This window comes from Sphaerisporangium flaviroseum (assembly GCF_039537005.1).
Taxonomy (GTDB): Bacteria; Actinomycetota; Actinomycetes; order Streptosporangiales; family Streptosporangiaceae; genus Sphaerisporangium; species Sphaerisporangium flaviroseum.
The window spans coordinates 1-26,995 of the sequence record NZ_BAAAZR010000049.1; the positions used below are offsets into that span (position 1 = coordinate 1).

Below are 26,995 nucleotides of genomic sequence, written 5' to 3' on the forward strand. Positions count from 1 at the left end.
ACCAGAGCGATGAGCAGGGGCATCGGACCGTCCAGGCCGACCGGAAGCCCTCGGGCGTGTGTTTCTCCATGGGTGGGTGCGGGCGAGGGTCAGGACGGGGAGCCGGCAGGGACGGGCGGCTCCCCGGCGGCCCCGGCGTCGCGGCGGGCGACGAGCGCCCGGTGGGTGGGGCCGTCCGGCACCTGGCTCGGCCGCCCGGCGGCGAACTCCTTGCGCAGCACGGGCACGACCTCCTCGCCGAGGAGGTCGAGCTGCTCCAGCACGGTCTTCAGCGGCAGCCCCGCGTGGTCCATCAGGAACAGCTGGCGCTGGTAGTCGCCGAAGGACTCCCGGAAGGTCAGGGTCTTGTCGATGACCTCCTGCGGGCTGCCCACCGTGAGCGGCGTCTCGGCGGTGAACTCCTCCAGCGACGGGCCGTGGCCGTAGACCGGCGCGTTGTCGAAGTAGGGGCGGAACTCACGCACCGCGTCCTGCGAGTTCTTGCGCATGAAGACCTGGCCGCCGAGCCCGACGATGGCCTGCTCCGGCGTGCCGTGGCCGTAGTGGGCGAAGCGCTCCCGGTACAGCCTGATCAGGCGGATGTAGTGATCCTTGGGCCAGAAGATGTTGTTGGCGAAGAATCCGTCGCCGTAGTAGGCGGCCTGCTCGGCGATCTCCGGGCTGCGGATCGAGCCGTGCCACACGAACGGCGGGACCCCGTCGAGGGGCCGGGGCGTGGAGGTGAAGCCCTGCAGGGGAGTGCGGAAGCGGCCCTGCCAGTCGACGACGTCCTCGCGCCAGAGCCGGTGCAGCAGCGCGTAGTTCTCCACGGCCAAGGGGATGCCCTGGCGGATGTCCTGACCGAACCACGGGTAGACCGGCCCGGTGTTGCCGCGGCCCATCATCAGGTCGACGCGTCCGCCGGCCAGGTGCTGCAGCATCGCGAAGTCCTCGGCGATCTTGACCGGGTCGTTCGTGGTGATCAGCGTCGTGGCCGTGGAGAGGATGAGCCGCTCGGTGCGAGCGGCGATGTAGCCGAGCATCGTCGTGGGCGACGAGGGCACGAAGGGCGGGTTGTGGTGCTCACCGGTCGCGAAGACGTCGAGGCCGACCTCTTCGGCCTTGAGCGCGATGGCGACCATCGCCGTGATCCGCTCATGCTCACTCGGTGTCTTGCCTGTGGTGGGGTCGGTCGTGACGTCGCCCACACTGAAGATCCCGAACTGCATCGTGCTCCTCACCCTCCATCGTTGAAGTTTCAACTACCTCAGCGTCTCGGTCGAAGAGCTTATTCCGGTACCGGCGAAGGTGGTCGAGCCCAGGCGATGTGATGGGGACGAGGACGGCCGGTTCCCGNNNCCGCCCGTCTCCAGAGCCTCGGTGATGATCGCGGACGGCGCGGCAGGGCCCCGTGGCCGGCCGGTCGTCCGCGGCCGCTCAGACGAGGATGAAAGCGTCACTACGGACGAGCTCGACCACCTGGTAACCGGCGCTGACGAGCTCCACGTTGTAGTGGAACGTGCCCGTCACTCCCGCCGGCACGGCGATCTTGTACCGCAGGATCCCCGTCACCTCGCCCGTGCCCGTACGGACGAAGTCGGAGCCGCTCTTCGTCCACGCGGGGGCGTCGAACTCCTCCTTGAAGGGGTTGCCCGTGGGGACGAGCTGGGCCGCGGGCTGTCCGGTGTTGTCGTTGAGCGCGGCGAAGCTGAGCGTGTAGTCGGCGCCGGACTGGCCGAGCACGTTCCCCGCCTCGAGCTGGACGACGAGATCGAACGTGCCGGATCTCGGCGGCCCGGCGTTGGGTGAGCTGTCGCGTACGGTGGCGCCCGTCTGGGTCGTGTAGACCGCCGCGATGCGCGCGTCGTTGGAATTCATGAGAACCTCCCGGATGACGGCGGACACCTGGTGTCTCCGCTTCTCCAAGCATCACCGGGCCGTCGCGGCGGGAGTATTCGCACAACTACGTAGCGGCACCGCGGAGCGCGTCAGGCCCCCACATGGACGAACGGCGCCCAGTAGAAGGAGGACCTGCCTTCCCGGTCCGGCGGCGGGCCCTGGGCGGGGATGTCTCGTGAGTCCCCGGCGGCGGGGTCGGTTCCCGCCTCCTGGCGCAGTCGCTCGTAGGCGGCGCTCCTCGCCGCGGCGTCCATGGCGCGGACCTCGCGGCGGGCCCCGGTGAGCGCCTGCGCCACGCCCTCGCCCGCGACCAGGCGCGCGTACATGCCCGTCATCAGCAGGCACCCCGCCTCATCGTGGACCGGCCAGAGGGACACCACGACGTGACGCGCTCCGGCCGTCAGCGCCGCGCGGACCAGCCCGACGACGTCACCAGCCGCCGTGGCGGTGCCCCGGCCGGTATGGCAGGCGGACAGCACGACCAGGTCGGCCGCCAGGTTGAGGCCCATGACGTCGCCGACGGTGAGCAGGTCGTCGCCGGCGAGTGCGACGAAGCTCCGATGCGGCGCCCGCTCGTACACCAGGCCGTGGGTGGCGAGGTGGACGACCGGCCGCCCCGGGGCCTGCCGGGCGACGGCCTCCTCGGTCGCCGCGGCGCCGGTGAGCGGGTCCGTGGTGCCGAGCATGCGGGCGATGGTCGCGACCTCCGTCGCGGTCCCCGGCAGGCCGGGCAGGCCTCGGCCCGGCGCGTAGGCGGGATCGCCGACAAGGAGGGCGGGGCTGTCGAGCCGTGGCCGCCGGTCCGCCTGCGGCCGGGTGAGCAGTGCGGCGGACGGGAGCAAGGACACCACGGTCCGGTCGCCGAGCACCTGGCCGTCCCAGGGGAGCGCGTGGAACGGGAGCAGGGCCAGGGCGCGATGCGGCACGATGACCAGGTGTTCGCGTTCCCCGATCATCTGCCGGGCCGGGCCGAGCAGGAGCTCCGCCAGCTCGGCGCCGGAATCGGGGGAGAGCCCTCCGGTGGAGCACTCGGTGTGGAACCGCCGGACCCGCGAGGCGAGATCACGCTCGCGCGCCGGCAGCCGCCGGTGGCGCATGCGCTCACGGTCGGCCGCCCAGATCACCAGGTCGTCGCCGAAGCTCTCGTAGGCGACGAGCACCCGGTCCTCGCCGAGGCCGGCCTGCACCTCCTCGAACCCGGCGCCCGGCCGCGTCCCGCGCCGGCCGGTGAGCAGGGCGGGGGCGAGCCGAGTGACCTGCGACTCCGCCTCTTCGAGCTCCTCCTCGGCGTCGAGCACCCGGCGGCGCAGTTCCTCGGGCGCGGGGGTGCGCTCCGGATCACGGGTGACCTCCTCCACCAGCCCCTCGTAGGCCGCGGCCCAGGCCGACCCGGCGCGCAGCCAGCGTCGTACGGCATCGCGTGCCGCGCCCGGCGAGAGGTCGTCGAGCGCCTCCAGCACCTCCACGACCAGGCCGCGGCAGCGGTCGGAGAGCTCGAAGGCGAGCTTCACCCGCTCGCCGGTTCCTGAGGCGTCCCCGGCCTGTCCGAGCAGGGCCAGGATCCCGGTGTGGTACATCCCGGCGACCGCGACGTCGTCCGTCAGGGAGGTGCGCAACGTCTCCTGTACGAGCTGGGCGGCACGCCGCTCGAACTCGGTGATCGCCCGCCCGGACAGGTCGGCGGCCGTGTCGTGGTCTCCCAGCGCCTCGGCCAGCTCCGCCCGCCGGGAGAGGTCGGTCCAAGGGCGGTCCACCGGGATGACCGGTGGCCGCGTGTCGTACCGGTCGAGTGCCTCTTTGGCGGTCTGCGGGTCCCCGAGCCGCAGGAAGAGGTCGACGGCCAGGTCGTCGGGTAGCGAGCCGTCCTGGACCATCTGCAGAGCGAGCGCGCGCCCCTCTTCCTTGCGGCCCGACTCGCACAGGAGCACGGCCCGAAGCAGGGCGTCGTGCGGCTGATCGGTGAGGTCCAGCGCACGGCGCAGCAGGGCCAGGGCGTCATCGGCGAATCCCGCCTGCTCGGCGCGGCGCGCCTGGTACCGCAGGACCAGCGGGCGGGCCTGGCGGGCGGCGTCCCTGACATCGCCGGCCAGCGGCGCGAGCACAGCGGGCGGATCAGGGATCCGGGCGAAGGCCGCTTCCACCTCCTGGAGCCGGGCCGCCGCCAGCCCTTTCAGATCCGGGTCGGCGCCGCCCTCGGCCATCCGGTCGAGGTAGATCGCCTGCTCCACGGCCCGCACCCAGGCCAGGACGTCCACGGGACCTTCCCCCAGGGCCGCGACGGCCTGGGCGGTCTCCCCGGCGAGCAACGCCGCCGACGCCGACCGGAAGTTGGTGTCGCTGACGAAGTCGATGAAGGCCCGGTCGGCGAGGTCCTTCTCGGCCGGCGCGTCCACCCCCGCGGCGAGGTGACGCGCCAGCCGCAGCGCTCGCATGACGGGCGGCGACGCCCCGCCTTCCCTCTGCTTGCTCGCCGCGGCGAGCATCAGCCGGACCAGCCCGCGTGCCAGGCCGTCGCCGCCCTCGGCACGGCTCCATGCCGCCACGGCGTCGACCTCCCGCCGGGGGACGTCCTCCCCGGAGCCGAGCCGGTCGAGTATCGCGTGGACGTCCAGCACCCGGGCCATCGCGTCCTCGCCTGAAAGCCCGGCGAGCTCTCTGGCCCGCTCCCGCGCGATCTCGCACGCTGCGGCGTCGCCCGCGCTCCGGGCCAGATGGGCGCGCCGCAGGGCGACGGCGGCCGCCCCGCCACCGAAGCCCGCCGCGGCGTACAGCTCCTCGGCCCTGGCGTAGAACTCCGCGGCGCGGGAGGGGTCCGCGGCCGGGACCGCCACCGCAGGGCCGCGGCCCGTGAGCGAGAGCCCCATGATCTCAGGGTGCGAGACGGGAGTGAGGGCCCAGTCCCCCTGGACGAGGTTGAGGTGGGCGAGCGCCACCGGATCGTCGCCGGCCAGCTCCCGGCCGGCCTCCAGCGGCCCGGCGGAGTCGGCGACACGTCCCGCGCGCCGGGCCACGTCGGCCAGGGCCAGCCAGTGGTAGCAGAGCACTCCGGGGGCGTCCAGGGCGGCGAACCGTGCCCCCAGCTCGTCGAACCAGCGGTACACCTGTGCGATGGCTCCGATGGAGTCCCCCATGAGGGCGTCCTCGGCCATCGACCGCGCGCTCTGCACGAGCGGGATCATGCGCGCCGCGACCAGGACGACCAGATCGGCGCCGGGATCCACCGGCGTCGGGACCTCGCCTGCCACCGGCACGGCCTGGGGCAGGGCCTGCCCCGCTCCGCCCGGGAACAGGTTGAGGTCGTTCGTCCGGGCCGCCACCCGCAGCGCGGAGGCGACCTCGACGACCTCGCGAGAGCCCGTCACCCCTTCGAGTACGCGGAGCGCATGCTTGGGCCGCCCCGCGGCGATGGCAGCGGCCGACACGGCAAGTGGCCGCTCCTCATCGGGCAACGAGGCGAGCGCGGCAACCTGGCCGTCCGGGCCCAGATAGAGCGACAGGTCGTTCCGATGCTGTTCGGAGAGCAGCAGCGAGACCAGTAAGTCCGTCGATCGGAGCATGACGCCCCCCGCCTTCTAGAGCCGTCGCATGGGGAATGGGAAGGTGACGAGGCCGAGCGCCTGGCCGCGCAGCACGGCGGTGAGCCGGTCGGAGCTGTCGAGCTTGCGGTAGAGGTTCTCCTGGTGCTTGCCGATGGTGCGGTGGGAGATGCCGAGGCGGCGGGCGATCGCCCTGGCCGTGAGCCCCTCGGCGAGCAGTGCCAGCACCATCTGCTCGCGTGGGGTCAGCCTCGGTGCGGGGGAGAGGTCCATGGCCCTCACCTCGCGTAGACGGTGAGGACGACGTCCCGCGCCCACCGCATCCGGACCGACGCCGTCTCCGGACTGTCCCCGTACGCGGTGGCCATCGCCGCGGCACACCCCCGCGTGCCGTGGCACCCCCGCACGGCCAGGCGGATGGCCTCGGTGGCCTCGGCACGGCTCGGTGTGGTGCCGGTCGGAATACGGCTGACGAACAGCGCCTCGGCGCGAGCGTTGTCAACCAGTTCGCTGCGCTTGGTCATAGCGCCCCCTTCGAACCCCGGTCTCTCCCGTCACCATCGCCCGGGAGGAGGGCGGGGTCATGGGGAGAAAGGAGCGAGCAGGGTGCGCGAAAACCTTAGACGCGAGGCGGCCGCTCCCTAGGCGGCCCGCCTAGGGAGCGGTGGATCGGCCGGATCGCCGCTCATCCGGAATGGAAGCCGCCGTGTACCCCGTCGGGATCGATGATCACGTACAGGGTCTCCTCGCCGTTCACGATGACATTCAAGGCATGCCCCACGTGTTCCACGCCGATCACCACGGCCGTGCCTGTGCTGAGCGCCTCCAGCAGGTTCTGGGTCAGCTCTGCCAGATCGACACCATCCGGAAGGTCGAAGCTGCCGAACCTGAAGTGGATTCTCTTCGCCATGTCGCTTGTCCTCACGTGGGGGGATGGGTCAGGTGGTGATGATGCCGAGGCGCCGTGCCGTCACGGCCGCCTCGCCTCGGCTGGACGCGCCGAGCTTGGTCAGGATGTTGGAGACGTGCACGCTCGCCGTCTTCTCGGTGATGAACAGCCGACGTGCTATCTGGCGGTTGGTCCAGCCCTGTCCGAGGAGGAGGAGCACCTCCCGTTCTCGTGGGGTCAGGCCGAAGGGATCCGGTTCGGGAGCCGGTGGAGGATCGGGCGGGGATCCGATGTCGACACGGGCGGCCCGCGCCATCGCCGTGATCTCCCGGCTCAGCGGTTCGGCGCCGAGCCGTGCCGCGATCCGGCCGGCCTCCCGGAATGTGCCGCCCGCGGCCTGCCGCTCGCCCTTCTCGATCGCCGCCTCGCCCTGCCGCCAGAGGGCATAGGCGGCGGGATAGGGACGGCGCAGCCCGCTCCACGACGCCGCGACGGCCGCCCACGTGCCGGCCGTCTGCCGGCCGGAGAGACGATCGTGCTCGGCGCGGCACAGTGCGAGCGTCGCCGCCATGTCGGGAAGCGGGGCCACGCCGTCGCCCGGCTGCGTGGCCGCCTCCTCCGCCCGCCGGAGCAGGTCCGCCGCAGAAGTCGTCAGCTCCGCCAGCGAGACGGGGTCGGGTCTCGGCAGCGAGCACAGGCGCCGCATCTCGTCCGCGCAGGCGCGCAGCCCGAGGGCGCACAGGCGCAGCGCGAAACCGCCGTGGTCGCCCCGCGCCGTCGCGGCCAGTCCCGCGCCGACGGCCGTCCGCGCCTGCCCGGGCCGCCCGCGCCACAGCGCGAGCTCGGCGCGGAGCATGTGCAGCGGCGCGGCGAACTGCGGTTCGTCGAGCCGTGTGGCGACCGAGCCCGCGGTCTCCAGCCGCCGTTCGGCCTGCGAGAGCCGGCCGCGGCCGATCTCGATCTCCGCGTGCACGATGTCGAGATAGAAGCCGTAGCCGGGGGGCATGTCACGGCCGCGGGCCGCGTCGGCCACCTCCTCCGCCTCGTCCCACCGGCCGAGCAGGACCAGGACCGAGGCGGCGTTGGCGAGCAGGACGCCGCCACCGGTGAGCTCCAGGCCGAGATCCCTGCTCCGGCCGACCCCTCGCTGGGCGACCTCGAGCGCCTCCTCCAGCCGTCCGGCGGTCTCCAGCACGAAGGCGAGGTTGGCGTACGCGCGGAAGACGTCCTCCAGGGCGCCGGTGTCGTCGGCGATCCGCGCGGCCTCCCTCACCGCCGAGATCCCCGCGTCCGGGGCGCCGGTGAGGGTGAGGGCCACGCCCATCGTGTTCAGCGCGCGCCCCTCCTCGGCCCTGGCGCCGACCTGACGGGCGGTCCGCAGCGCCTGCTCGCTCCGTGCGATCGCCGCGCGGTACCGGCCCGCCTGCATGAGCGCGGTCGCGTGTCCCGCCAGCACCCAGGCGAGCCGGGCCGACGGGGGTTCGGCGGCCAGCACCTCGCACGCCCGGTCATAGGCCCGCAGCGACGCGTCCCCGTCCCCCAGCTCCCACAGATAGCGCCCCCGGCGCTCCAGCAGGGCGCCGATCCGTACGGCGTCACCCTCGGCCTCGGCGTGGACCAGGGCCTGGTCCACCAGCGTCACCGCCTCGGCGAGCCGGCCCGTCCAGCGGCAGGCGTCGGCCGCCCGTGCGAGCAGGTCGGCGTACGGCAGACCGGCCGCCTGCTCGGGGTCGCCGGCGTCCTCCCACAGCCGCAGCGCCCGGTCGTACTGCCGCCCCGCCTCCACGTAGGCGAAGACGGAGATGGCCGCCTCGGCGGCCCGGACCGAGGCGCCCAGGGCACGGGGAAGATCGCCGGCCTGTTCCCAGTGATGGGCCAGTTCGGCGGCGGCGCTCGGCCCGTCGACCCGGGACAGCGAGGGCCTTTCGGCCAGCGCCGTCGCGATCGCGCGGTGCAGCAGGATCCGCTCGCCCGGCAGCAGCTCGGCGTACACCGCGTCCCTGGCCAGCGAGTGCCTGAACGCGTAGGTCTGCTCCACCGGGTTGACCACCAGCACCTGCCGGCCGACGCACTCGCGCAGCGCGTGCAGCAACTCGCGTTCGCCCATGTCGCAGACCGCGGCGATCAGCGGATGGCCGACCTGGCGCCCCGCCGTCGCCGCCGCGCCGAGCACCTCGCGGGCGGCGTCGCCGAGCGCCTCGACCCGGGCCAGCACGATGTCGCGCACCGCGAGGGGAACGTCCCCGTCATCCGGTTCCCGGGCCGCGAGCAGCTCTTCGGCGAAGAACGGGTTGCCGTCCGAGCGGGCGTGGACGCGCTCGGCCAGCCCGGCCGGTGGAGCGGTACCGAGGATGGCCGCGACCAGCTCCCGCAGCTCCGGAAGGTCGAGCCGGCCGAGCTCGCAGCGCCGGCAGCGCCCGCTCAGTTCCAGGCCCGCCAGGACGGCGCGCAGCGGCCCCCCGGGCCGCAGATCGGTCGTCCGGTAGGTGCACACGACCAGTACGCGCTCGCGGGTGAGCGTCCGGACCAGGAACACGAGCAGGTCCAGCGTGGAACGGTCGGCCCACTGGAGGTTCTCGACCACCAGCAGCACCGGGGAGGGCGCGCTGAGCCGGTCGAGCAGGCGCAGGATGGCCTCGAACAGCCGCGCCTGGGAGCCGTCGCGGGCGGGAGGCTCGGTCTGGTCCTCGTCGAGCAGTGAGGGGACCAGCCGCCCGAGCTCCGGCCAGCCACGCCCGGCGAGCTCCCGCACCGCCGCGACACCGAGGTCGCGCATCAACCCTCGCAGCACCTCGGCCAGCGGCGCGTACGGCATGTCCCCGGCGCTGAGATCGAGGCATCCTCCCATGAGCACCCGGGCGCCGTCGCTCGTCGCCCTCGCGGCGAAGTCGGAGACCAGCCGGCTCTTGCCGACGCCCGCCTCGCCGCCGACGACCACGGCCTGGGGGCTGCCGCCGGCCGCCTGGCCGAACGCGTCCCGCAGGAGCTCCAGCTCGGTCGCACGGCCGACCATCCGGTCCGCCGACAGGCGCGTCACGATGCACCTCCAGCGGTATCAGCCCTGACCGGGCACGGCCTGGTCGATCTGGTAGGTGAAGGAGAGATCCCCCGACCGGAGCAGCCCCTGGGCGGGATGCCTGCCGGCGCCGAAACCATCCGCGGCGAGCATGGCGGCCCGGTAGAGGGCCACCCTGTCCTCGACCGCGTCCGCGAGCAGCCGGTCGCACCGGTCCACGACCGCGGCCGTGTCCGACACGGCACCGATCGCCGGAGGGCCGGGCGGGTCGTCCTCCGGGCCCGGCGCGGCGGGCTGCTGTGCGAGCATTTCGGCGAGGGACGGGGCGCCGGCCCGGTCCCGCGAGACCCAGATCGCGATGTCGAGGTGCTCGCGCACCGGCCCGTCGTAGAGCGGCACCGGATCGAAGGAGACCTGGTCGCTCGCGCGAGCCCACGCGGTGACGGCCCGGTGGACGCGAGCGCCCCCCGCCGGGCCGGGAGGAGCCGTCAGGACGATCGCGTCGACGCGCAGGCCCGCCTCACCCGGCACAGGCGCGCGGGACGAGATCAGCTCGGTGAGGCGTACCGTCACCGCGCCGGGAGGAGGCGTCGCCGGCGGCGGTGGCATGATCCGCAGGGATCGGTCGGGCAGCTCGTCGAGCAGGAACGACGCCGCCTCATCGGCCGGTGCCGCCTGCGGATGCAGCAGGAACTCGAACTGGCGGACCGCGTAGCGTACGCCGGAACCCTGGTCGGCTCTGAGTTCGCGGGTTCCGCCGTCGGCGATCTGCGTGATCAGGTTCTCCAGCGGTGAGGCGTCCCCGCGCTGCCTTCCCTGCAGCCCCTCCTGCTCCAGGGCCCGCAGTTCCTGGCGCCTGTCGGTGACGATCACGATGAGCGACTCGGACCGGGGCACCCCGCCGGTGAAGCGCTCTGGCCAGAACAACTCCTGGCCCACCAGCCCGTCGCCGTCCGGCGAGCCGCCCACCACCCACTCCTCGTCGCGGTCCAGCCCGATGCCCGACGGGTCGGCGCTGGTGATGAGCGTGATGGCGCGCGAGACACCGAGATCGAAGAGGAAGAAGTACAAACGCCTCGGATCCCTGTTGCGCAGCCGTACGTACAACCGCTCACCGGCGAAGAGCGTCGTGCCCGACGCGGGGATCGGTTCGGGGCGCCCTCCGACGACCCGCCCGCACTCGACCTCGAAGGAGGACGCGTCCAGCGCGGTGGCACCGCCGCCCGACTCCAGCGCCTCGACCGTCGCCGCGCGGGCCAGCCGGTTCAGGTCGCGCACGGTCGCGAGGAGGACGTCGTCGTCGAGGCTCGCCGGTGGTGTCAGCGGCCCGGCGCGGTCCCGCAGTTCGACGGTGCCCGCGGTGACGTCCACGGAGGCGAGCGGATCGGTGTCGTCCCCGGTCGCGGGCCGTACGTGCGTGGCGGCGCTCACGGCGGCGCGCACGCGGTCGGCGTCCGGTCCGGTGCCCAGGATCTCCACCGGGCGCAGGGGCGTCGAGCGCCGTACCGGGTGGGCCTCGGCGTCCACGGGCAGGCTCGTGGCGCCGTGAAGGTAGGCGAGGTCCACCGTGGCGGTCGTGGCGGTCACGGTCCGCACCGTCGCGGTGGCGACCGCGAGGCCGGGCTCGGCGAGGGCCGCGCCCGCCGGCAGCACGGCGTAGACGTCCCCCACCTCGACATCGACGATGCGGCCGCCGAGCAGCACCGTCCGGCCGTTCTGGACGGTCACGGGGAGCACCCCCGCCGTGTCGGGCACCTCCACGGTGAAGGGAAGCCGTCCGGACTCGCCCTCCGCCTCGGGACGCTGGTTGGGGGAGATGAGCTGCACGCGGGAGCGCGCCCGGCGGACCAGAGTGGCCCACGTCACCGGGACCCCCTGCGCCTCCTTCATCGCCAGGTCGAGCGATTCGGTGAAGACCCCGACGCTTCGCCCGGAGCCGCTGGGGTACTCGAACGACGACTCCCTCGGCCCGCAGGCCACGAGCCGGACGCTGTGCGGGTTGCTCACCACGTTGGGCAGCTCGCGCAGCCGCTGGGAGATCCCCCGCCTGAGCAGATGCGCCTCGATGTCGGCGCGGTACGGCCGTCTCAGCGCCCGGGGCACCAGGTCGGGGTCCCTGGACATCCGCGCCGCGTAGCAGCAGTCGAGGATGACCGTGACGTTCCTGCTCCGCTCGGTGAGGTCCGCCAGGAGGATCGACAGCTCGAAGGCCGTGATTCCCCGGAAGTCGTCCTCCGAGGAGCTTTCGAAGTCGTAGGAGACGATGAACTGGTACGGCGGCGGTTGTGCCATCCCCGCGGCGGTCGCCGGAGGGGCCAGGGCCACGGCGCCGTGGCCGCTGTAGTACACCACGACGGGGTCATCGGCGGAGGTGTCGTCGATCAACCGGCGGTACGCGGCCAGGATCGCGTCGCGGGTGGCGTCCTCGCGTTCGTGGCGGCGGATCTCGAACCGGCGGTCCGTGAGCAGGGACTCCATGATGTCGAGGTCGTTGCCGACGCCCTTGAGGCCGTCGACCGCGGAACCGATGAGCAGAGCGCGACGCGGCACGGTCACCATCTCCCGGTTTCGGCCAGGACCCCTCCTGCTGCGAGCGGAGCGTACCACCCGATTTCCAGGCATCGGAGCCCCTGGCCGATATGGGCCACAACTCCCGAACAGCGTGCCACGGCGCCCCGCTGCGGGGAATCGCTCAGGAGTGGTCAGTCCGGTTTCGGGGGACGCGGTCTGAGGAGGAAGCAGGCGGGCCGGTGATGAGCAGGAAGCCGATCTCCCGGAGCGCCGCGTCCACCTGCGTGGCCACCTTCGCTCGGTCTGCCGGCCGCCCGCCGGACCATGGTGCGAGATCGATGACCGGGACTGAGCTCATGCGTCCTCTCCGATGTCTTCGTTCCACAGGTCCGGGTGGGCGGCGATGAACTCGGTCATCAGCTCGACGCACTCGGGGGAGTCGAGGACGAGCACGTTCACGCCGTTGCCGGCGAGCCACTCGTGCTGGCCCGTGAAGGTACGGCTCTCGCCCACGATCAGCCCGGTGATGCCGAACTGGCGGATGAGGCCGCTGCAGTACCAGCAGGGCGACAGCGTCGTCACCATGGTGGTGCCCCGATAGGTCCGCTGGCGGCCCGCGTTACGGAAGGCCGCCGTCTCGCCGTGGACCGACGGATCGCCGTCCTGGACGCGGCGGTTCCGGCCCCGGCCGAGCAGCCGGCCGTCCGCCGAGAACAGCGCCGCCCCGATGGGGATGCCGCCTTCGGCGTATCCCTTCCTGGCCTCCTCCAGCGCCACGCCGAGCATCGTGACCGGACTGACAACGTTACTGGTCATGAGCCAACTATCCCCTCATAAGAGGACTTCGAGAACGGACAGATCGTCCGTACTATGGCTAGCCTCAATCGAGGCACTGCTCGGCTACACCGTGACCGACCCGGACGTGCACGCCGCGCTGCTGCCGGCGACGGCGGCCCACCGCGTCGCGGAGAGATGACCCGCACCTCTCCTGCCCGCCGCTGAATATAGGTAGGGGGCTACTCAGGCGCTGGGCCGGCTCAAGGCTGACATTCGAAGCATGACGAAGTCACAGATATCGGCCGGCTCGCCCGGCATCCGGCGCCTGCTCCCGGACGGGTCCGCCCGGGGCGACCACCGGCGCGCCACCCCATCGAGGCGCCATCGCGGGGCATCGCGGTGGCCGCGTGACGTGCTGGTGCTGCTCATGTGCCTTTCGGCTCTGGGGTGCGGCCTCACCGGTGGCGATTCCTTGGGCGGTGACCCCGGCGGGGGATCGTCCACCGACGGCTCCTCCGACGACGGCTCCACTGGCGGTGACTCCTCGGACGGCGACTCCTCTGGCCGTGACCCGGGCGCGCTCGGTGAACCGGGCGACGGGGGGAACGGGTCAGGCAAGGAAGGGCTCGGATCGCCGATCGACATCCCCGAGATCACGGTGAGCCAAGGTCAGCCTGTGGCCCAGGTGCGTACCCGACTCGAAGCCGGGATCAGGACGGCGTGCGGGAACGGCGAGCTGTGCGTGAACCTGCAGGAGAGGAAAGGCGACAACGACGTTCTCGAGACCTGCGAATTCGACACGACCGATCCCGCCCCTGGCACCAAGGTCGCACGCAAGACGACCGTCTGGATCGTGACGGGCGCGCTCCCGTGCACGGACGACTCGACCCCGGACGGAGAGGGGCAGACGCCGGACGGTGAGCAGACGCCGGACGGCGGTGAGCAGACCCCGGACGGCGGTGAGCAGACGCCCGATGGCGGTGAGCAGTCCCCGGACACCGGGCAGGGCGAGGCCGCCTCACCCGAAGCCGGCCTGCCGCGACCGGAGGAGAGCACTCCATGACGGGCAGGCGTCCATGACACCCTCGCGAAACGGCACCGAGCCGGCACCGGACGTCTCGCCCACGAGCCCCGAGGCGGCACCAACAGCGCGGCGAACCGGCGGCCGGCACCTCGGCCGCGCCCGGCGAGGTGGTGCGAGCGGTGGGCGTGGAGCCCGAGGGCGGGAGCCCGGTCGCGGCCGTGGCGGGGAGGTCGTCCGGGGCCGCCGAGGAGGTGTACGTGTCGGCCGTCTCCCGGCTGACGCGGATCCTCGGCACGATCGTGGGGTCCACGAGCGTGGTCGCCTCGTTGCTCTACTTCTTCGGCTGGTCCCACGCCTACTGGTTCTTCAACTACTTCGGGGTGCACTCGACCCTGCTGGACCTGACCACCAGCGACTACCTGATGCGCAGCTTCGACGGGCTCTTCGTGCCGGTGGTGGTGGTCGCGTGCGCAGGGTTGCTGCTGCTCTGGGGCCACGTGATCCTGCGCGACCGGCTCGCCGCCTGTTCCCGTCCTGGTGTCGTCCGCGCCGTCACGACGGTGACCGGCATCGCGGGGCTGGTCCTGGCCCTCGGAGGACTGCTGAGGGTCTTCGGTGTCAGAACGGTGCTCGATCAGTACGTCACCGCCGCGCCCCTGAGCATTGTGACCGGGGTCCTGCTCGTCGCGTACACGGGCCACCTCCGGCGCTCATCGGCCACCGGGCCGGGCGGGCGCGAGCGGCGCGCGGAGGCGGGTCCGGGCGCCGTCGCACAGTGGGCGGCCGTTCTCGTGCTGGTGGCGTTGAGCCTTTTCTGGGCGGCGAACGACTACTCGGCCGCGGTGGGCCGCTCGCGGGCACGCCAGTTCGCCGCCAAGCTCCCCACCTACCCCGGTGTCATCGTCTACAGCGACCGCAGCCTGAGCCTCGACGCGCCCGGAGTGAGGGAAGTGCGCTGTCACGATGCCAAGGCCGCCTACCGCTTCCGCTACAGCGGCCTCACGCTGATGATCCAGTCCGGCGGCCAGTACCTGTTCCTGCCCAGGTCGTGGTCGCCCGCCCGTGGCACCGCCCTGCTCATGCCGCGCGACGGCTCGCTGCGCCTGGAGTTCCTCCCGGTCTCCGCCCGCGACGTCCCGCTCCGCTCCACCTGCTGACCCGGGCATCGAGGCTCAACGCGCCGCCAGACGGGTCGCCTCGTCCTTGGAGACGTCGTAGGACGCTCCGCAGAAGGTGCACTGCATCCCGTGCTTCCGGTGAACGGGGAACAGCGGGATGAAGAAGAGCGTGAACTTGGTGACCCGCCTGGACACGATCTGGGCCGCCGTGTTCCCGCAGTTGCGGCATACGGCCGTCAGCATGCCGAGCCGGTGGATCACGGTGCGAAAGCCGAAGAGGAGAAACATCACCTACACCTACCCCACTTCGGCTCTTTGGTGCGTGCCTCCTCCTCTCCCTCTCTCCGCGCGCACCGATGAGGGCGTCGTGCCGCCCCTGCCATGGCCGGGGCGAGCACGCCGCCGGGTTTTGCGCGCAGTGACAACTGGGCCGCCCCGCTCGCACGGCAGCTTCACGCGAGAAGACGAAGACGGGGTCGTCGGCGTTTTGAGAGGCTTGGCCGGACCGAGATCGACACCCCTTACAAAAGGAGCGCTAATGGATGTCCGACAGACCGTCACGGGAATTCTGGTAGGCGATATAAACGTCGACGTCCCGGCACACCAGATGAGCCTGGAGGACAATCTGCGGGACTCTTACGGCCTCGATTCCATTGGTTTCGTAGAACTGCGGGTGCAATGCGAGGACACCTTCGGGATCGTCATCAGCGACGACGAGTTCGCGCCGGAGAACTTCTCCACCCTGGGCAGCGTCGTCGCCCTGGTGGAAAGCAAGGTGCGGTCCGTTTCCACGACCCGATGAACGCAGGTGCGGCGACCCACGGAATAATGGAGCCTATCTTGTCCCCTACGGGCCAGCGTACGATCTCCGGCTCGAATCTCCACGACATTCTGCTCAGCCAGGAGACACATTTCAATCATTACGGCGGCAAGCCGCTTCCCTTCGCGTGCGTGCGCGGCCACGGCATCGAGATCGAGGCCGTTCGCCTGACCGCCGGCATGGGGGAGTCCCTCCACCTCCTCGACGCGAGCGGCGGATACGGCAGCGCCTGCCTCGGGGCAGGGCACGAGGTCGTGCGGCGTGCGTTGGAACGTTCCACCACGGAGAGCGGCTACGTCACCGACGAGTTCGCCTCCCTGGAACGCGCGCGGCTGCTCGCCTGGCTCTTCGGCGAGGACGGCCTCTGGCGCGATCACTTCCCCGCGGGGGAGTACCACGTCGCGGGCCGCAATTCCGGCTCGGAGGGGGTGGAGCTGGCCCTCCGGCTCGTTCTGGAGTCGCGTTTCGACCATCGCCGGCTCCGCTACCGGCCGGGAATGGAGGAGCGGAACACCATCCTGGCGTTCGAAGGGGCCTGGCATGGGTGGACCTCCGGTCTGCTCCCCCTGCTCAACCGCCGCCACTACACGATGGGACTGCCCGGGCCCGCGCCGCTCGACCAGTACGGAGTGCGCGTCGACCACATTCCGTTCGGTGATCTCACCGCGCTCCGCGACTACTTCGCCGCCAACGCCGGCCGCCTGCTGGCGGTCTTCACCGAACCCGTCCAGGGGGACGCCGGAATCCTGCTCCCGCCGCCCGGCTACCTGCGCACGCTGGCGGATCTGTGCGCCGCGAAGGGCGTGCTGTTCGTCGCCGACGAGGTGCTGACGTTCGCCAAATCGGGGGCCATGTTCGCCACGCGCGACGAAGGCGCTCCGGTCCCCACGGACATCACCGTCATCGGCAAGAGCCTCGGCATGGGTGTGCTGTCCACGTCCATGGTGATCGCCAGACGAGGGTTGCGCGTCAGGCAGACCGGCGCGGTCGCCACCTCGGACCTGCGGCCGATCACCTGCGCGGTCGTCCACGAGGGTCTGCGGCACATCGTCACCGCGGATCTGATCGGGCATTCGCGGGAACTCGACGCCCGGCTCTCCGCAGGTTTGCGAGCCGAACTGGCCGAGCGTTTCCCGGACACCTACACCGAGTGCAGAGGCGTGGGCGTGCTGCACGGCGTCGAGCTGTCCGCGGCCGCGGCGTCCCGGGCGCCGGCGCTTCGTGAATGCCTGGCGTCCGCCGGGGTCTACGTGGAGTTCATGGCGGGAGCCGGAAGGCGCTCTGGAGGGCTGCGCTACATCCATCCCACGATGCGGATCGCGCCACCGCTCATCACCACTCTCGACCAGGTGGACGAGATCATCAGCCGCCTGGTCGAGGGCACCCGCCTTTTCGAGAAGTCGTCGTGAGACGTCGGATCGAGCACGTCGACACCGACGCGAGCGGCGTCGTTCACTTCTCGCGCCACGTCTCCCTCATGGAGACGGCCGTCCTGGAGCTCCTCGAAGAGCACGGCGCCGGGCCGGCCGCCCTGGCCGGGCACGGCGTCGAGCTCGCGATCACCGAGTTACGGGTGCGATACCACCGGTCCTGCGCCTACCGGGACGTGGTGCTGGGCGAGCCGGTCGTCGAGCACGTCGGCGGGGCCCGGTTCCGTACCCGCGTGACGCTGTTCCGGCTGGACGCCGGTCGCGCCCGTACCGATCTCACCACCGGCGAGCTGGTGTTCGCCGCCGTCGACCACGGCCTGGGGCGCGCGGTGCCGCTGCCCCCGGCCGTCCGCCAAACGCTGAAGGGACTCGCCGCACATGCCGATCTCCACGCCGCACCCCGAGAGCCCGCCACGGGCCGAACAACTCCCTTCCAGGGAGCTGGGCTTCTCCGAGCTCAAGCGATGGTTGCGGCACCGGCACCCGATGATCTATATCGACCGGATCCTCGACCATGAGCCCGGCCTCTTCCTGAAGAGCTCCTTGCTGGTCTCCGGGAATCTGGACGCGATCGCCGGCCACTTCCCCGAGCGCGCCATCTACCCGGGAAGCCACCTCATCCAGGCCTGCGCGCAGTCGGCGATCATCCTCTACCAGATGGGCACCAGCCCCCTCACCGACGACGAGATCACCCTGATCGGCTCGATGAGGTCGCGCTTCACCAGAATCGTCGTGCCCGGCGACCAGGTGATCTTCGACGTGCGGGCGGAGCGGATGAGCGGGAACGTCTTCTTCTTCTCGGCCTCGGCCACGGTGGAGGGCGTTCTGGCCGCCTCGTTCAAGGGCAACCTGATCAGGACCACGGTCGACGCCCTGGGGCGCCAGCTATGGTGACCGATGACCCGGTGGTGATCAGCGGCATGGCCTGGTCCACCCCGATCGGCGACGACCTCGACGAGGTGTGGGACCACCTGTGCGCGGGTGCGACCGGGATCGCTCCCGTGCCCTCCCCGCACCGGCTCCGCAACGACCTGGCGGCGACCGTGCCGCATCCGGTCTACGGCGAAGTGGACCCACGCAAGCGGCAGATCGACATCGGAGCGCGCGCCCTGGCGGCCGCGTTCTCCGACGCCGGCCTCGTCCCCGGGGACCCACGGGTCGAACTCGTCTGCGGGACCAGTTTCGGCGCGCAACTGGACGGCGCGGACTCCGACGATTGGGCCGCCGAAGTGGCGGGGGCCACCGGCCATGCGAGCCGTCCGGTGAGCGTGATCACGGCCTGCTCGGCGGGTTCCGACAGCCTCCTTGTCGCGGAGGCCCTGATACGCGGCGGGGCGGCACGGATCTGCGTCGCGGGCGGGGTGGACGTCCTCACGGAAGCCAAGCGGCTGGGCCACTCGGCGCTCGGGACGATGAGCCCGACGCGGCTGCGCGCCTTCGACCGTTCCCATGACGGCATGATCCTGGGGGAAGGCGCGGCGTTCCTGGTCCTGGAGTCGGCGGACTCGGCCCGGTCGCGCGGGGCGCGCGTGCGCGCCGTACTGCGTGCCGCCGGATCGGCCAACGATGCCTCCGGTCTCACCACCCCCGACCCGTCGGGGCGCAGCGTGGTCGCGGCCGTACGCAACTGCCTCGGCCGCGCCCGCGTCCCCGCGGACCGGGTAGCCGTCGTGAGCGCGCACGGCACAGGGACCACGCTCAACGACCAGGTCGAAGCCGCCAGCCTGCAGGAGGTCTTCGGCGGCGCGGACCCGGGACCCGTGGTCTTCGGCACCAAGGGAACGCTCGGCCACAGCCTCGGTGCCACCGGCGCCATCGAGGCGGTCGGCACCGTACTCGCCCTCACGGAGAAACGGGTGCCGCCCCTGGCCGGGCTGACCTCGCCGCTGGCGGGCCTGTCACTTCGCCTGCCGGGCGACAGGGGCGCGCGGGTGGCCGGCACGTTCGGTCTCAGCCTCACGCTGGGCTTCGGCGGGTTCAACACCTGCCTGCTGCTGGAGGTCCCGCAGGCGTACGAGAGGCGGGCGGCGTGACCGAGCCGACCGTCATCGGACGCGGCGAGGTGACCGCCGCCGACCCCGCGAGGTTCTCCGCCAACAAGCCCTCGTTCTTCGCAGATCCCCTCGCCTGGCTGGTCGCGGCCGCGATCGAGCGCGCCCTGGACGGCGCCCAAGTGGAGCCGGTGATGGCCGGGATCGTCGTCATGAGCGACACCGCGGCCCTGCCGACGTCGCGGGTCATCGCGGGCGAGGCCCGCCGTGGCCGGGTCTCGCCGCTGCGGTTCGCCGGATCGAACCCCGGAATCCTGGCGGGCCTGTCGTGCGCGCGGTGGGGACTGCGCGGGCCGTCGCTCGTCCTCACCGGAGCCTTCCCGAAGGTGTCGGACACCGGGTTCACGGTCGCGCGCAGGTGGCTGGCGGACGGGCACGCGCGCCACGTCGTCTGCGCCACCTACCGGACGGTTCCCGGAGGCGCCCACACCGCCGACTGCGTGCTGCTCGGCTCCTCGGACCCGGGAGCGACGTGATAGCCGACGTCGATCCCACACCCCCACTCGATTACCCCAGGGTCGCCGCCTTCCTGGACCGGGTGGTGGACGAGGCGCACAGACCGCGCGAGCCGCTGGACGACACCCTTCACCACCTGTCGACCCTCGGGCTTCCCCCCGGGACGGCGATCGTCCTCGCGCAGGCGAACTCCGCCCACGCCGTGCAGCTCTACCTGTCCGCGCTGCTGCTGGGCCTGGTCCCGCTCGCCGTCGGGCCGGCGAGCCCGCCCGGACGCGTGCGCGAACTCGCCCGGCGGCTGAACGCCCGTGCCGTCGTCGCGAGACGGCTCACCCCGGAGTCCTTCGGGGCCGAGCGCGTGCACGTCATCGGCCACGCCGAGGCGGTGCTCCTGCCGGAGATCGAGGAGCGGCGCTACTCACCGGGCGACGTCCTGCTGTCCACCTCGGGGACCTCCGGAATGGCCAGCGCCTGCCTGCACCGCGTCGACGCGCTGCTGCGCAACGCCCACCGGCACGCCCGGGCCGTGGGCCTGCACGGCGGCGACGTCGTGCTGGTGAACCTCCCCCTCTACTACTCCTACGCCATGGTGGCCCAGGTGCTGGCGGCCTACGTCACCGGAGCCCGCGTCATCCTCTCCGGCCCGCCGTTCTCCCCGGCGGCCTATCGCCGGACGCTGCTGGAGCGACGGGTGACCCACTCCTCGCTGACCCCGTCCATCGCGCGGCGGCTGCCTGGCCGGGACGAGCGGCTGCCGGCCGGGCTGCGCGTCCTCACGGTCGGGGGCGACCAGCTTCCCGCCGAGGCGGTGGCGCTGCTGCTGTCGGCGCATCCTTCGGGCGAGCTGTACCTGACCTACGGCCTGGCCGAGGCGGGGCCGAGGGTCTCCACGCTCGCCGCGCACGCCGAACCGGCCCGCCGGCACGCCTCGGTCGGGCTTCCCCTCCCGGGCGTGCGTGCCTTCCTGCGCCGGCGGGACGAGACGGGGTGCGGGGAGCTGATGGTGGAATCCGACACCGTGCTGGTCCGCCGGCTCGGCGGCTCTCCTCACCGCGGCCGTGCCCTGGTCCGCCCTGGACTGATCGCCACCGGCGACCGGTTCCACATCGACGACGACGGCTACCTGTACTTCCGGGGCCGCCTGTCGGACTTCGTAATGATCCGCGGCGAGAAGGTGTCGCTGGTCAGCGTGCGTCAGGCCGTCCAGAGCCTTCCGCAGGTGGCGCACTGCACGCCGAGGGTCGGCCACGACGAGGACGGCGCCGTCGCCCTCGACCTGGAGATCGTGCCCACCGACCCGCGGCCGGACATCGAGGAGTCGATCCGCGGCGCGCTCAGGACGATGCTCCTCCCGGCCGAGCGCCCCCGGCGCATCCTCATCACCGACCCCGACTCGTTGCTCTTCCAGAAATGAGTGACGCACGTGAACATCGTCATCCTGCATCGCATCCCGTTCTCCAAGATCCGGTACGACCTGGCCGTGGACCATGCGCGGCACACGGTCCGCTATCTCACGCCGACCACGTCCGATGACCTGCCCGACGGTTTGGAGCGCCGCGTCATCGGCGTCCGGCCCGACGACGTGCGGGCCCTGGCCAAGCGGCACGCGGACTGGCTCAGCCAGGCGGACAGGCTGATCGCGCGCTCCGAATACGACCTGCTCACGGCGGCGTGTCTGCGCGAGGAGTTCGGCATCCCGGGCGATCTCCCGGCCGACGTGCTGCCCCTGCGCGACAAGTGGCTGATGAGGGTGCGCGCCGCGCGGGCCGGCATCGCGCAGCCCGCGTTCTGGAGCGTCGAGGAGTTCCGCCGCCGTCCGCCCGGCGGCGGCACCTACCTCATCAAGCCAAGGCTGGGGGCCTCCAGCACCGGCATCGAGACGGGTGACGCCGGGCAGATCGCCGACTGGCTGGAGGCGGGCGTGGACCCCGACGAGGTCTTCGTCGAGGAGTTCGTTCCGGGGGAGATCTGGAACATCGACGGCTACGTCCGCGACGGGGAGATCGGCGCCGTGGTCAGCAGCGTCTACGTGGGAGACTGCCTCGGCTTCGCCCACGGCAGCCCGCTCGGGTGCGCGCAGGCGCCGGACGAGCCCGAGGCGCTGTCCTTGTTACGCGCGACCCTGCGCGCCCTCGGGCAGCGCGACGGCTGTTTCAATTTCGAGTGCATTCGCGCGGCGGACGGCCGCTTTCTGTTCCTTGAAACGGGTGGCCGGGTCGGCGGGGCCGGGGTGGCGGAGACATTCGAGCTGCGCACCGGCGTCGATCTCTACCAGAAGGACCTCGAATATCAGCTCTGGGGCGCCATGAAAGAGGCTCCTCCGCTCACTTGTCCCGATTACTACGGCTGGTTCGTCTTCCCGGCGCATCACCGCGTCCGGCCCGCGACCGTTCACTTCGACCCGGCTCGATTCGGCGGGCGGCTGCGCTCCTTCGTCGTGAACGACCGGCCCGCGTCACGGTACGGCCAGATCAGCTACGCGCCCGGGGCGACGCCCCTGTCCGGAGTGGTGCAGGGAACGGCGGAAGAGGTCCGGCGAACGCTTCGGGAAATCTGTTTCGGGACGGAGGTCGTGGAACGGTGACGAGCACGCCGTGTTTTCTGGTCATCGGATACAACAACACGAGGATTTACGACGTCCGCACCATTCGCGACATCAGCCGGCGGGAATACCGGGCGAAGGTGGTGCTGATCACCGAGCAGGCGAAGCCGCAGGACCGTGCCGCCGCCGACGAGGTGCTCGTCACGCCGTTCGGCCCGATCGAGCGGGCGGTCGAACGCATCTGCGGCCTGCTGCGCGGGCTCGGCCTGCGGCCGATCGGCGTCCTGCCCTTCGCGGACCGAGGCGTGCAGCTGGGCGCCGTCCTGGCCCGCCGCCTCGGACTGCCCGGCGCCGATCCGTCTCGGGCGGCGGCCGGGTTCGACAAGCGGCGCTTCCGCGAGATCGAGGCCTCGGCGCCGGCGCATCCCTCCGGTTACACGCGCCTGCCGAGCCTGCCGGTAGGCACCCTCGGCGAGCTCGAAGCCGCGGTGGAGCGGCTCGGCGGCACCGCTTTCGTCAAACCGGCCGCCGAAGGCAACAGCCGTGGCTGTCAGATCATCTCCGGGACCACCATGTGCCGGGAGGCCTGGGCGGCGCTGGCGCCGTACCGGGAGGCGGGCGTGCTGGTCGAGGAACTGGTGCGCGACGCCCGCGAATACAGCTGGGACTTCGTGGGCGGCGCCCGGTGGCTGACGGCCAAGCTGACCTCCCAGGACCGGTTCCGCGCCGAGATCCAGCAGATCGTGCCGGCGCCGCTGGCGCCGGAGGAGTCGGCGGCCCTTGACGAGTGCGGCGAGCACATGCGGCAGCTCGTCTCGGCCGGCAACGGCGCCTTCCACAACGAACTGTTCCTCCGGGAGGACGGCGTCACGGCGGTCGAGACCAACATGCGGCCGGCCGGCATGCGCATCTGGGATCTGGCCCGGCTGGCGTTCGCGGACTTCGATCCGTGGCGGGCGTGGCTGCGCTGGTCGGCCGGTGGTGGGATGCGGCTCAGGCGGCCGGTCGCGCGCGCGGTCAGCGGGATACGCATGCTCCGCGCTCCCCGTGACGGGGTCCTGGCCGCGCTTCCCGATGTCCCGGCCCTCGCCGCCGAGCTCGGCATCCCCCTGCACGAGGCGGCGTTCACCGCCTCGGCGTCGGACCGGGTCAGGGCCGACGTCGCCGACAACGCCGCTTTCATCGGCCACATCATGCTGGTCGCCTACGACGCGCAGACGCTCGTCGAGCGGCTGGACCGGCTGTCCGCGGCCGTCGAGAAGCAGATCGTCGTCCATGCCAGGTGAGGAGTCGTACACCAGGCGCATCGCGGTGTTCCTGGGGCTGCGCGCGTTCTCGACGCTCGGCGACCAGCTCCTGCAGTTCGCGGTGCCGCTCATCGTGTACGAGGCGACCGGGAGCGTGGCGATGGCGGGCCTCGCGTTCCTCGTGGAATGGCTGCCGCGGCTGACGTCGTTGCCCCTGGCAGGACTGCTCGCCGACCGGTTCGGCGGGCGCCGGCTCTACATGGTCGCCGATTGCCTGCGTGCCGCGGCCTGTCTGCTCACCGTGGTCTCGCTGGCGTACTGGCCCGGCCAGACCTTCGGGCTGACCGCCGCGCTCATGGGCCTGTGCGGCTTCCTCTACGCCCAGGCGTTCATCGCGCTGGAGTCGACGGTGCCCCAGCTGGTGCCCGAGAAGAACCTGGCCAAGGCCCAGAGCGTGCTGCAGATGATCAACGACGGCTCCGGGGTACTCGGTCCGGCCCTGGGCGGGGCGTTGCTGATCTGGATCGAGCCGGCGGACCTGTTGTGGGTGAGCGGAGCGGGGTTCGCGGTGAGCGCGGGCGGGCTGGTCGCGCTGAGCGGGCTCGGCATGCGGTCCCCGGTGCGGGCCGGGGCGCCGCGGCCCGGCGTGCTGCGGGATCTGCGTGCCGGCGTCCAGGCCCTGGTGGGCAAGCCGGTCCTGCTGTCCCTGGTCGGCCTGGCCATGGTGGTCAACCTCATGGTCGGGCTCGCCCTGGCCACGGGCGCGGCACTGACCGTCGGCCATTTCCGTGAGGGCGACGCCGCCTTCGCCGCCCTGCAGACCTCGGTGGGAGCACTGTCGGTCGCCGCCTTCGTCCTCATGCCGTGGCTGCTGGGACGCGTGTCGGTCTACCGGATCGGTGCGGGGTCCTTCGCCGTCATCATCCTCGGCGGGACGCTGATCGGGCTCGCCCCGTCCTATCCCGTCTACGTTCTCGGCTACGGTCTGTGCATTGGGCTGTGCGGGCTGTTCAACGTCTTCATCCGGGTCGAGCGTCTGCACTGGATCGCGGCGGAGGAACGCGGGCGGGCCATCAGCCTGATCGTGCTGCTCAATCAGTGCACGCTGCCGCTGGCGGGCCTGCTGGTCGCGCTCACCGCCGAGTGGCTGCCCGTTCACGCCCTCTTCCTCATCGTCACGCTGCTGGGCGGCATCGCGTACGTCCTCGTGTTCCGGCCGCTGGGGGCGCGGGCCGTGACCGCGACATGAAGGCGCGCTCAGGCTCACGAGGCCGGCGTCGACGCCGCCCGCGCGACGACACGGACCGTCTGCACACCGGTCAACGATCGTGGTCCCATGCGCCCGCCAGCGCCCGCGTGACGGCGGTGCTCAGCACCCGCACGCCCCGCGTCGACCCGGGATCGATCCCGACCAGGTCCCGTACCCGTCGCAGCCGGTAGTCGAGCGTCCGGGGATGGATGTGCAGCGACGTCGAGGTGAGTGGCCGGTTCATGTCGTTGCGGTAGTAGGCGTCGAGCGTCACGACCAGATCCGGCCCGTCGGACAGCCGCCGTGCCACCTTCCGCAGCCACTCGTCCATCTGGGGCGTCTCCACGGCCCCCAGCTCGGCGAAGACGTCGGCCACGGTGTAGAGCCGCTGTGGCACCCGCTCGATCGGCGCGACCCGGCTGACCTTCCGTGCCAGTTCGGCGGCCTGGCCCAGGGAAGACCGGCGGCCATGGGCCGTGCCGACCGAACACGGCCCCCCGGCCACTTCGGCGAACAGCCGTGCGAGAGAGAGCCCGAGGCTCTCCGCCGCGGCCGTGTCCACAAGACCTGGGCCCCGGCACGGGATCAGCGCCACGAGCTCGTCGGGCTCGAACAAGGCGAGGGGCACGCGGTGCTGTTCCAGCAGCGGCTGGACGATCTGCTCGCTGTACGCCTTGGACACGCGCCGCCGTTCCCCGGCGATGCGTATCACCGTGACCAGGTAGTGCTCGGCCACCGGCATGCCCAGACTGTGGCCCAGTTCGGCCGCCATCGGGTCGTCGTGGAGCACCATGGTGGTGAGCAGGCGGACGCGTGCGGTGACCGACAGGTACAGTTCATGCCCCCTGAAGTAGCCACGGGTGTAGGCCGCCTGCGCCGTCACGCCGTGCCGGGCGAGCCAATCGAGCATGCGCATCGTCTCGTTGAGGTCTCCGGGCCCCGCCGCCTCGGAGATCTCCCGTAGTGTGAGCCCGGCGTGCAGGGACAGCGCGCCGCGCTGGCCGGCCGGCGACACGCCTTGTGTTCCCCGCTCCTCCCCGACCGACTCGATGAAGGCGAGATCGGATTCGAGCAGCGGCTCGTCGGCGGCGACGAGATCGGCCGTGCGGCGCCGTACGACGACCGCGAATTCCAGCATGGACCCCCGCGCTTTTGACTCGATGGCCTGAAAGTCGGCGATCTCATCGATACATGCCTCCACGACGCGTTGAGCGTTGGCGTCGGCACGACGCTTGAACGTGCCGAAGAAATCCCCCATGACGAATCTCCCGTATCATGCTGCGTTCCTGTTCCCGTCAGTTCACGCAACTACGTATTCGCCTGGAACCGCGTTCTGGATTGCCCGGCCGTATCCGACTTTTGACCGGCATGTCAGACAAACGGGTAGACGGCGGTCTTCTCGGCCGCGGCCGAGAAGACCGCCGGCCGGTCGTCGCTAGGGGGGAGGCGGTTCGGCGGGGACACCGCGGCGCAGCCATCGGGCCGCCGTGCCGGGGGGTTCGGGCGTCCGGGCCGGGGGGACGAGGTCGAACAGGCGCCGCCAGGGAGGAACCGGTCCGGCGCGCCTCATGTAGTGGCGCAGCAGCCCGGCCGCGGCGCGCGCGTCGAGGAGGGCTTCATGCCTGCCGTTGAGTGGTATCCCGGCCGCTGCGCAGCAATGCGCCAGCGTGCGCGGGTCGCCGGGCAGGAAATGCGCCGCCCAGGACATCGTGCAGACGCCGTGCCTGTGGTCGAGGGCCCGGTCGATGCCCAGGCGGCCGAACTCGTAGGAGATGAACCGGGCGTCGAACGGAAGGTTGTGCGCGGCGACGACGCGCCCGTGCAGGAGTGCGGCGAGGGTGCCGGCGATGTCCGTGAACCTCGGTGCGTCGCGGACGTGGGCGGCGGTGATGCCGTGCACGTGCTCAGGGCCGAGGTCGCGCTCGGGATCGACCAGAGTGGCCCATTCGCCGGTGACCTCACCAGCTGCATCGAGATGTATCACGCCAATTTCTATAATTCGGTCCTCTTCGGAGGTCCGAAAACCCGTTGTCTCCACATCGACGACCACGTATCCAGGTGTTTGGGACATCGGACCCATGAGCGGACTTTACGATAAAGCCCGACTCCGCGATACCGGCATGGTGGTCCGGAAACCCCGGTACTAACGAGCCATTGAAACCCCCGGCGAGCGTGACATCATTCACGTTCGTCCCTGTATATCCACCTATGACCGTCATTTCGGTCACCGACAGTTTGGGCATCCTTGACAGCTGATCTTGTCGGTCGCTGCCGAGGTGTCGCAGGGCGTCACCCTCATCGGTGACCTCCTGTGCGGAGCGGGTGAGCCGCCCCCTGCCGGGACCGGAGAACGCGTGCCGGGTGAGACCTATTGACAAAACTCTGCTTTACATACAAAATTTATTTTGCGATGAGAGACGTCCTGTACTTGGAGCAGATCGAGCAGGCCGA

The 26,995-nt window shown here is 71.6% G+C and carries 24 protein-coding genes; 12 read left to right on the plus strand and 12 right to left on the minus strand.

Annotation, left to right across the window (positions count from 1 at the left end):
* Positions 1-89: 89 nt before the first annotated feature.
* The 9 genes from ABD810_RS36345 to ABD810_RS36385 all read right to left on the minus strand — a co-directional run bounded on the left by ABD810_RS36345 (position 90) and on the right by ABD810_RS36385 (position 12,646).
* On the minus strand, positions 90-1,208 hold the full coding sequence (locus tag ABD810_RS36345; protein ID WP_344951782.1) for an LLM class flavin-dependent oxidoreductase: 1,119 nt from the start codon (positions 1,206-1,208) through the stop codon (positions 90-92).
* Between the two features lie 208 nt (positions 1,209-1,416).
* A complete protein-coding gene (locus ABD810_RS36350) occupies positions 1,417-1,857 on the minus strand; it encodes a hypothetical protein (protein WP_344951785.1) in 441 nt (146 codons plus the stop codon).
* 110 nt (positions 1,858-1,967) lie between these two features.
* On the minus strand, positions 1,968-5,435 hold the full coding sequence (locus tag ABD810_RS36355) for a CHAT domain-containing protein (protein WP_344951788.1): 3,468 nt from the start codon (positions 5,433-5,435) through the stop codon (positions 1,968-1,970).
* A 15-nt stretch (positions 5,436-5,450) separates the two neighbouring features.
* Positions 5,451-5,687 carry a response regulator transcription factor gene (locus ABD810_RS36360; RefSeq protein WP_344951790.1) on the minus strand — a complete coding sequence of 79 codons (237 nt, stop codon included), beginning with the start codon at positions 5,685-5,687 and terminating at the stop codon, positions 5,451-5,453.
* A gap of 5 nt (positions 5,688-5,692) precedes the next feature.
* A complete protein-coding gene (locus ABD810_RS36365) occupies positions 5,693-5,938 on the minus strand; it encodes a hypothetical protein (protein WP_344951793.1) in 246 nt (81 codons plus the stop codon).
* Positions 5,939-6,099: 161 nt separating this feature from the next.
* Entirely contained in the window at positions 6,100-6,324 is a 225-nt protein-coding gene (locus ABD810_RS36370) for a hypothetical protein (RefSeq protein WP_344951796.1), read from the minus strand.
* 28 nt (positions 6,325-6,352) lie between these two features.
* The gene (locus ABD810_RS36375; protein ID WP_344951799.1) at positions 6,353-9,340 is read right to left on the minus strand and encodes a helix-turn-helix transcriptional regulator; all 2,988 of its coding nucleotides are present in this window, start codon (positions 9,338-9,340) and stop codon (positions 6,353-6,355) included.
* Positions 9,341-9,358: 18 nt separating this feature from the next.
* Positions 9,359-11,869: a caspase family protein gene (locus ABD810_RS36380; RefSeq protein ID WP_344951802.1), complete on the minus strand. Its 2,511-nt coding sequence runs from the start codon at positions 11,867-11,869 to the stop codon at positions 9,359-9,361.
* Between the two features lie 315 nt (positions 11,870-12,184).
* A complete protein-coding gene (locus ABD810_RS36385; RefSeq protein ID WP_344951804.1) occupies positions 12,185-12,646 on the minus strand; it encodes a nucleoside deaminase in 462 nt (153 codons plus the stop codon).
* A 241-nt stretch (positions 12,647-12,887) separates the two neighbouring features.
* Between ABD810_RS36385 and ABD810_RS36390 the strand changes: the two genes are divergently transcribed.
* Together ABD810_RS36390 and ABD810_RS36395 are read left to right on the plus strand one after the other, a co-directional pair.
* Entirely contained in the window at positions 12,888-13,670 is a 783-nt protein-coding gene (locus tag ABD810_RS36390; protein ID WP_344951806.1) for a hypothetical protein, read from the plus strand.
* 140 nt (positions 13,671-13,810) lie between these two features.
* A complete protein-coding gene (locus ABD810_RS36395) occupies positions 13,811-14,788 on the plus strand; it encodes a hypothetical protein (protein ID WP_344951809.1) in 978 nt (325 codons plus the stop codon).
* 15 nt (positions 14,789-14,803) lie between these two features.
* Here ABD810_RS36395 and ABD810_RS36400 read toward each other — a convergent pair whose 3' ends face one another.
* Positions 14,804-15,037, minus strand: coding sequence for a zinc-ribbon domain-containing protein (locus ABD810_RS36400; RefSeq protein WP_344951812.1), 234 nt, complete (start codon positions 15,035-15,037; stop codon positions 14,804-14,806).
* Positions 15,038-15,287: 250 nt separating this feature from the next.
* Here ABD810_RS36400 and ABD810_RS36405 point away from each other — a divergent pair, with 250 nt between their 5' ends.
* Genes ABD810_RS36405 through ABD810_RS36450 form a run of 10 tightly spaced genes read left to right on the plus strand, consistent with a single transcriptional unit; the run spans position 15,288 to position 24,544 of the window.
* Entirely contained in the window at positions 15,288-15,551 is a 264-nt protein-coding gene (locus tag ABD810_RS36405; RefSeq protein WP_344951815.1) for an acyl carrier protein, read from the plus strand.
* Positions 15,552-15,589: 38 nt separating this feature from the next.
* Positions 15,590-16,978, plus strand: coding sequence for an aminotransferase class III-fold pyridoxal phosphate-dependent enzyme (locus ABD810_RS36410; RefSeq protein ID WP_344951818.1), 1,389 nt, complete (start codon positions 15,590-15,592; stop codon positions 16,976-16,978).
* Positions 16,975-17,517 carry an acyl-CoA thioesterase gene (locus ABD810_RS36415; RefSeq protein WP_344951821.1) on the plus strand — a complete coding sequence of 181 codons (543 nt, stop codon included), beginning with the start codon at positions 16,975-16,977 and terminating at the stop codon, positions 17,515-17,517. Before ABD810_RS36410 ends, ABD810_RS36415 begins: the two co-directional genes overlap by 4 nt.
* Positions 17,486-17,893, plus strand: a complete 408-nt coding sequence (locus ABD810_RS36420) for a 3-hydroxyacyl-ACP dehydratase FabZ family protein (RefSeq protein WP_344951824.1) — start codon at positions 17,486-17,488, stop codon at positions 17,891-17,893. The genes ABD810_RS36415 and ABD810_RS36420 overlap by 32 nt, the downstream gene beginning before the upstream one ends.
* Positions 17,887-19,032 (plus strand): beta-ketoacyl synthase N-terminal-like domain-containing protein, encoded by a 1,146-nt coding sequence (locus tag ABD810_RS36425; protein ID WP_344951827.1) that lies wholly within the window; start codon positions 17,887-17,889, stop codon positions 19,030-19,032. The genes ABD810_RS36420 and ABD810_RS36425 overlap by 7 nt, the downstream gene beginning before the upstream one ends.
* Complete coding sequence (locus tag ABD810_RS36430) at positions 19,029-19,526, plus strand: beta-ketoacyl-[acyl-carrier-protein] synthase family protein (protein WP_344951829.1); 498 nt, start codon at positions 19,029-19,031, stop codon at positions 19,524-19,526. The genes ABD810_RS36425 and ABD810_RS36430 overlap by 4 nt, the downstream gene beginning before the upstream one ends.
* Positions 19,523-20,920, plus strand: coding sequence for a class I adenylate-forming enzyme family protein (locus tag ABD810_RS36435; RefSeq protein WP_344951832.1), 1,398 nt, complete (start codon positions 19,523-19,525; stop codon positions 20,918-20,920). Before ABD810_RS36430 ends, ABD810_RS36435 begins: the two co-directional genes overlap by 4 nt.
* 9 nt (positions 20,921-20,929) lie before the next feature.
* Positions 20,930-22,090, plus strand: a complete 1,161-nt coding sequence (locus ABD810_RS36440) for an ATP-grasp domain-containing protein (RefSeq protein ID WP_344951834.1) — start codon at positions 20,930-20,932, stop codon at positions 22,088-22,090.
* Entirely contained in the window at positions 22,087-23,334 is a 1,248-nt protein-coding gene (locus tag ABD810_RS36445) for a hypothetical protein (protein ID WP_344951837.1), read from the plus strand. Before ABD810_RS36440 ends, ABD810_RS36445 begins: the two co-directional genes overlap by 4 nt.
* A complete protein-coding gene (locus ABD810_RS36450) occupies positions 23,324-24,544 on the plus strand; it encodes an MFS transporter (RefSeq protein ID WP_344951840.1) in 1,221 nt (406 codons plus the stop codon). Before ABD810_RS36445 ends, ABD810_RS36450 begins: the two co-directional genes overlap by 11 nt.
* Before the next feature lie 70 nt (positions 24,545-24,614).
* Here ABD810_RS36450 and ABD810_RS36455 read toward each other — a convergent pair whose 3' ends face one another.
* Positions 24,615-25,802 carry a PucR family transcriptional regulator gene (locus tag ABD810_RS36455; RefSeq protein ID WP_344951843.1) on the minus strand — a complete coding sequence of 396 codons (1,188 nt, stop codon included), beginning with the start codon at positions 25,800-25,802 and terminating at the stop codon, positions 24,615-24,617.
* Between the two features lie 177 nt (positions 25,803-25,979).
* Positions 25,980-26,624 (minus strand): 3'-5' exonuclease, encoded by a 645-nt coding sequence (locus ABD810_RS36460; protein ID WP_344951846.1) that lies wholly within the window; start codon positions 26,622-26,624, stop codon positions 25,980-25,982.
* Between the last annotated feature and the right edge of the window lie 371 nt (positions 26,625-26,995).

Excerpts from the sequence above, each read along its gene's own strand:
- ABD810_RS36355 (WP_344951788.1), bottom strand. The coding sequence starts at position 5,435 with ATGCTCCGATCGACGGACTTACTGGTCTCGCTGCTGCTCTCCGAACAG.
- ABD810_RS36425 (WP_344951827.1), top strand. The coding sequence starts at position 17,887 with ATGGTGACCGATGACCCGGTGGTGATCAGCGGCATGGCCTGGTCCACC.
- ABD810_RS36405 (WP_344951815.1), top strand. The coding sequence starts at position 15,288 with ATGGATGTCCGACAGACCGTCACGGGAATTCTGGTAGGCGATATAAAC.
- ABD810_RS36370 (WP_344951796.1), bottom strand. The coding sequence starts at position 6,324 with ATGGCGAAGAGAATCCACTTCAGGTTCGGCAGCTTCGACCTTCCGGAT.
- ABD810_RS36365 (WP_344951793.1), bottom strand. The coding sequence starts at position 5,938 with ATGACCAAGCGCAGCGAACTGGTTGACAACGCTCGCGCCGAGGCGCTG.
- ABD810_RS36420 (WP_344951824.1), top strand. The coding sequence starts at position 17,486 with ATGATCTATATCGACCGGATCCTCGACCATGAGCCCGGCCTCTTCCTG.
- ABD810_RS36390 (WP_344951806.1), top strand. The coding sequence starts at position 12,888 with ATGACGAAGTCACAGATATCGGCCGGCTCGCCCGGCATCCGGCGCCTG.
- ABD810_RS36455 (WP_344951843.1), bottom strand. The coding sequence starts at position 25,802 with ATGGGGGATTTCTTCGGCACGTTCAAGCGTCGTGCCGACGCCAACGCT.
- ABD810_RS36345 (WP_344951782.1), bottom strand. The coding sequence starts at position 1,208 with ATGCAGTTCGGGATCTTCAGTGTGGGCGACGTCACGACCGACCCCACC.
- ABD810_RS36350 (WP_344951785.1), bottom strand. The coding sequence starts at position 1,857 with ATGAATTCCAACGACGCGCGCATCGCGGCGGTCTACACGACCCAGACG.
- ABD810_RS36460 (WP_344951846.1), bottom strand. The coding sequence starts at position 26,624 with ATGGGTCCGATGTCCCAAACACCTGGATACGTGGTCGTCGATGTGGAG.
- ABD810_RS36360 (WP_344951790.1), bottom strand. The coding sequence starts at position 5,687 with ATGGACCTCTCCCCCGCACCGAGGCTGACCCCACGCGAGCAGATGGTG.
- ABD810_RS36385 (WP_344951804.1), bottom strand. The coding sequence starts at position 12,646 with ATGACCAGTAACGTTGTCAGTCCGGTCACGATGCTCGGCGTGGCGCTG.
- ABD810_RS36450 (WP_344951840.1), top strand. The coding sequence starts at position 23,324 with ATGCCAGGTGAGGAGTCGTACACCAGGCGCATCGCGGTGTTCCTGGGG.
- ABD810_RS36400 (WP_344951812.1), bottom strand. The coding sequence starts at position 15,037 with ATGTTTCTCCTCTTCGGCTTTCGCACCGTGATCCACCGGCTCGGCATG.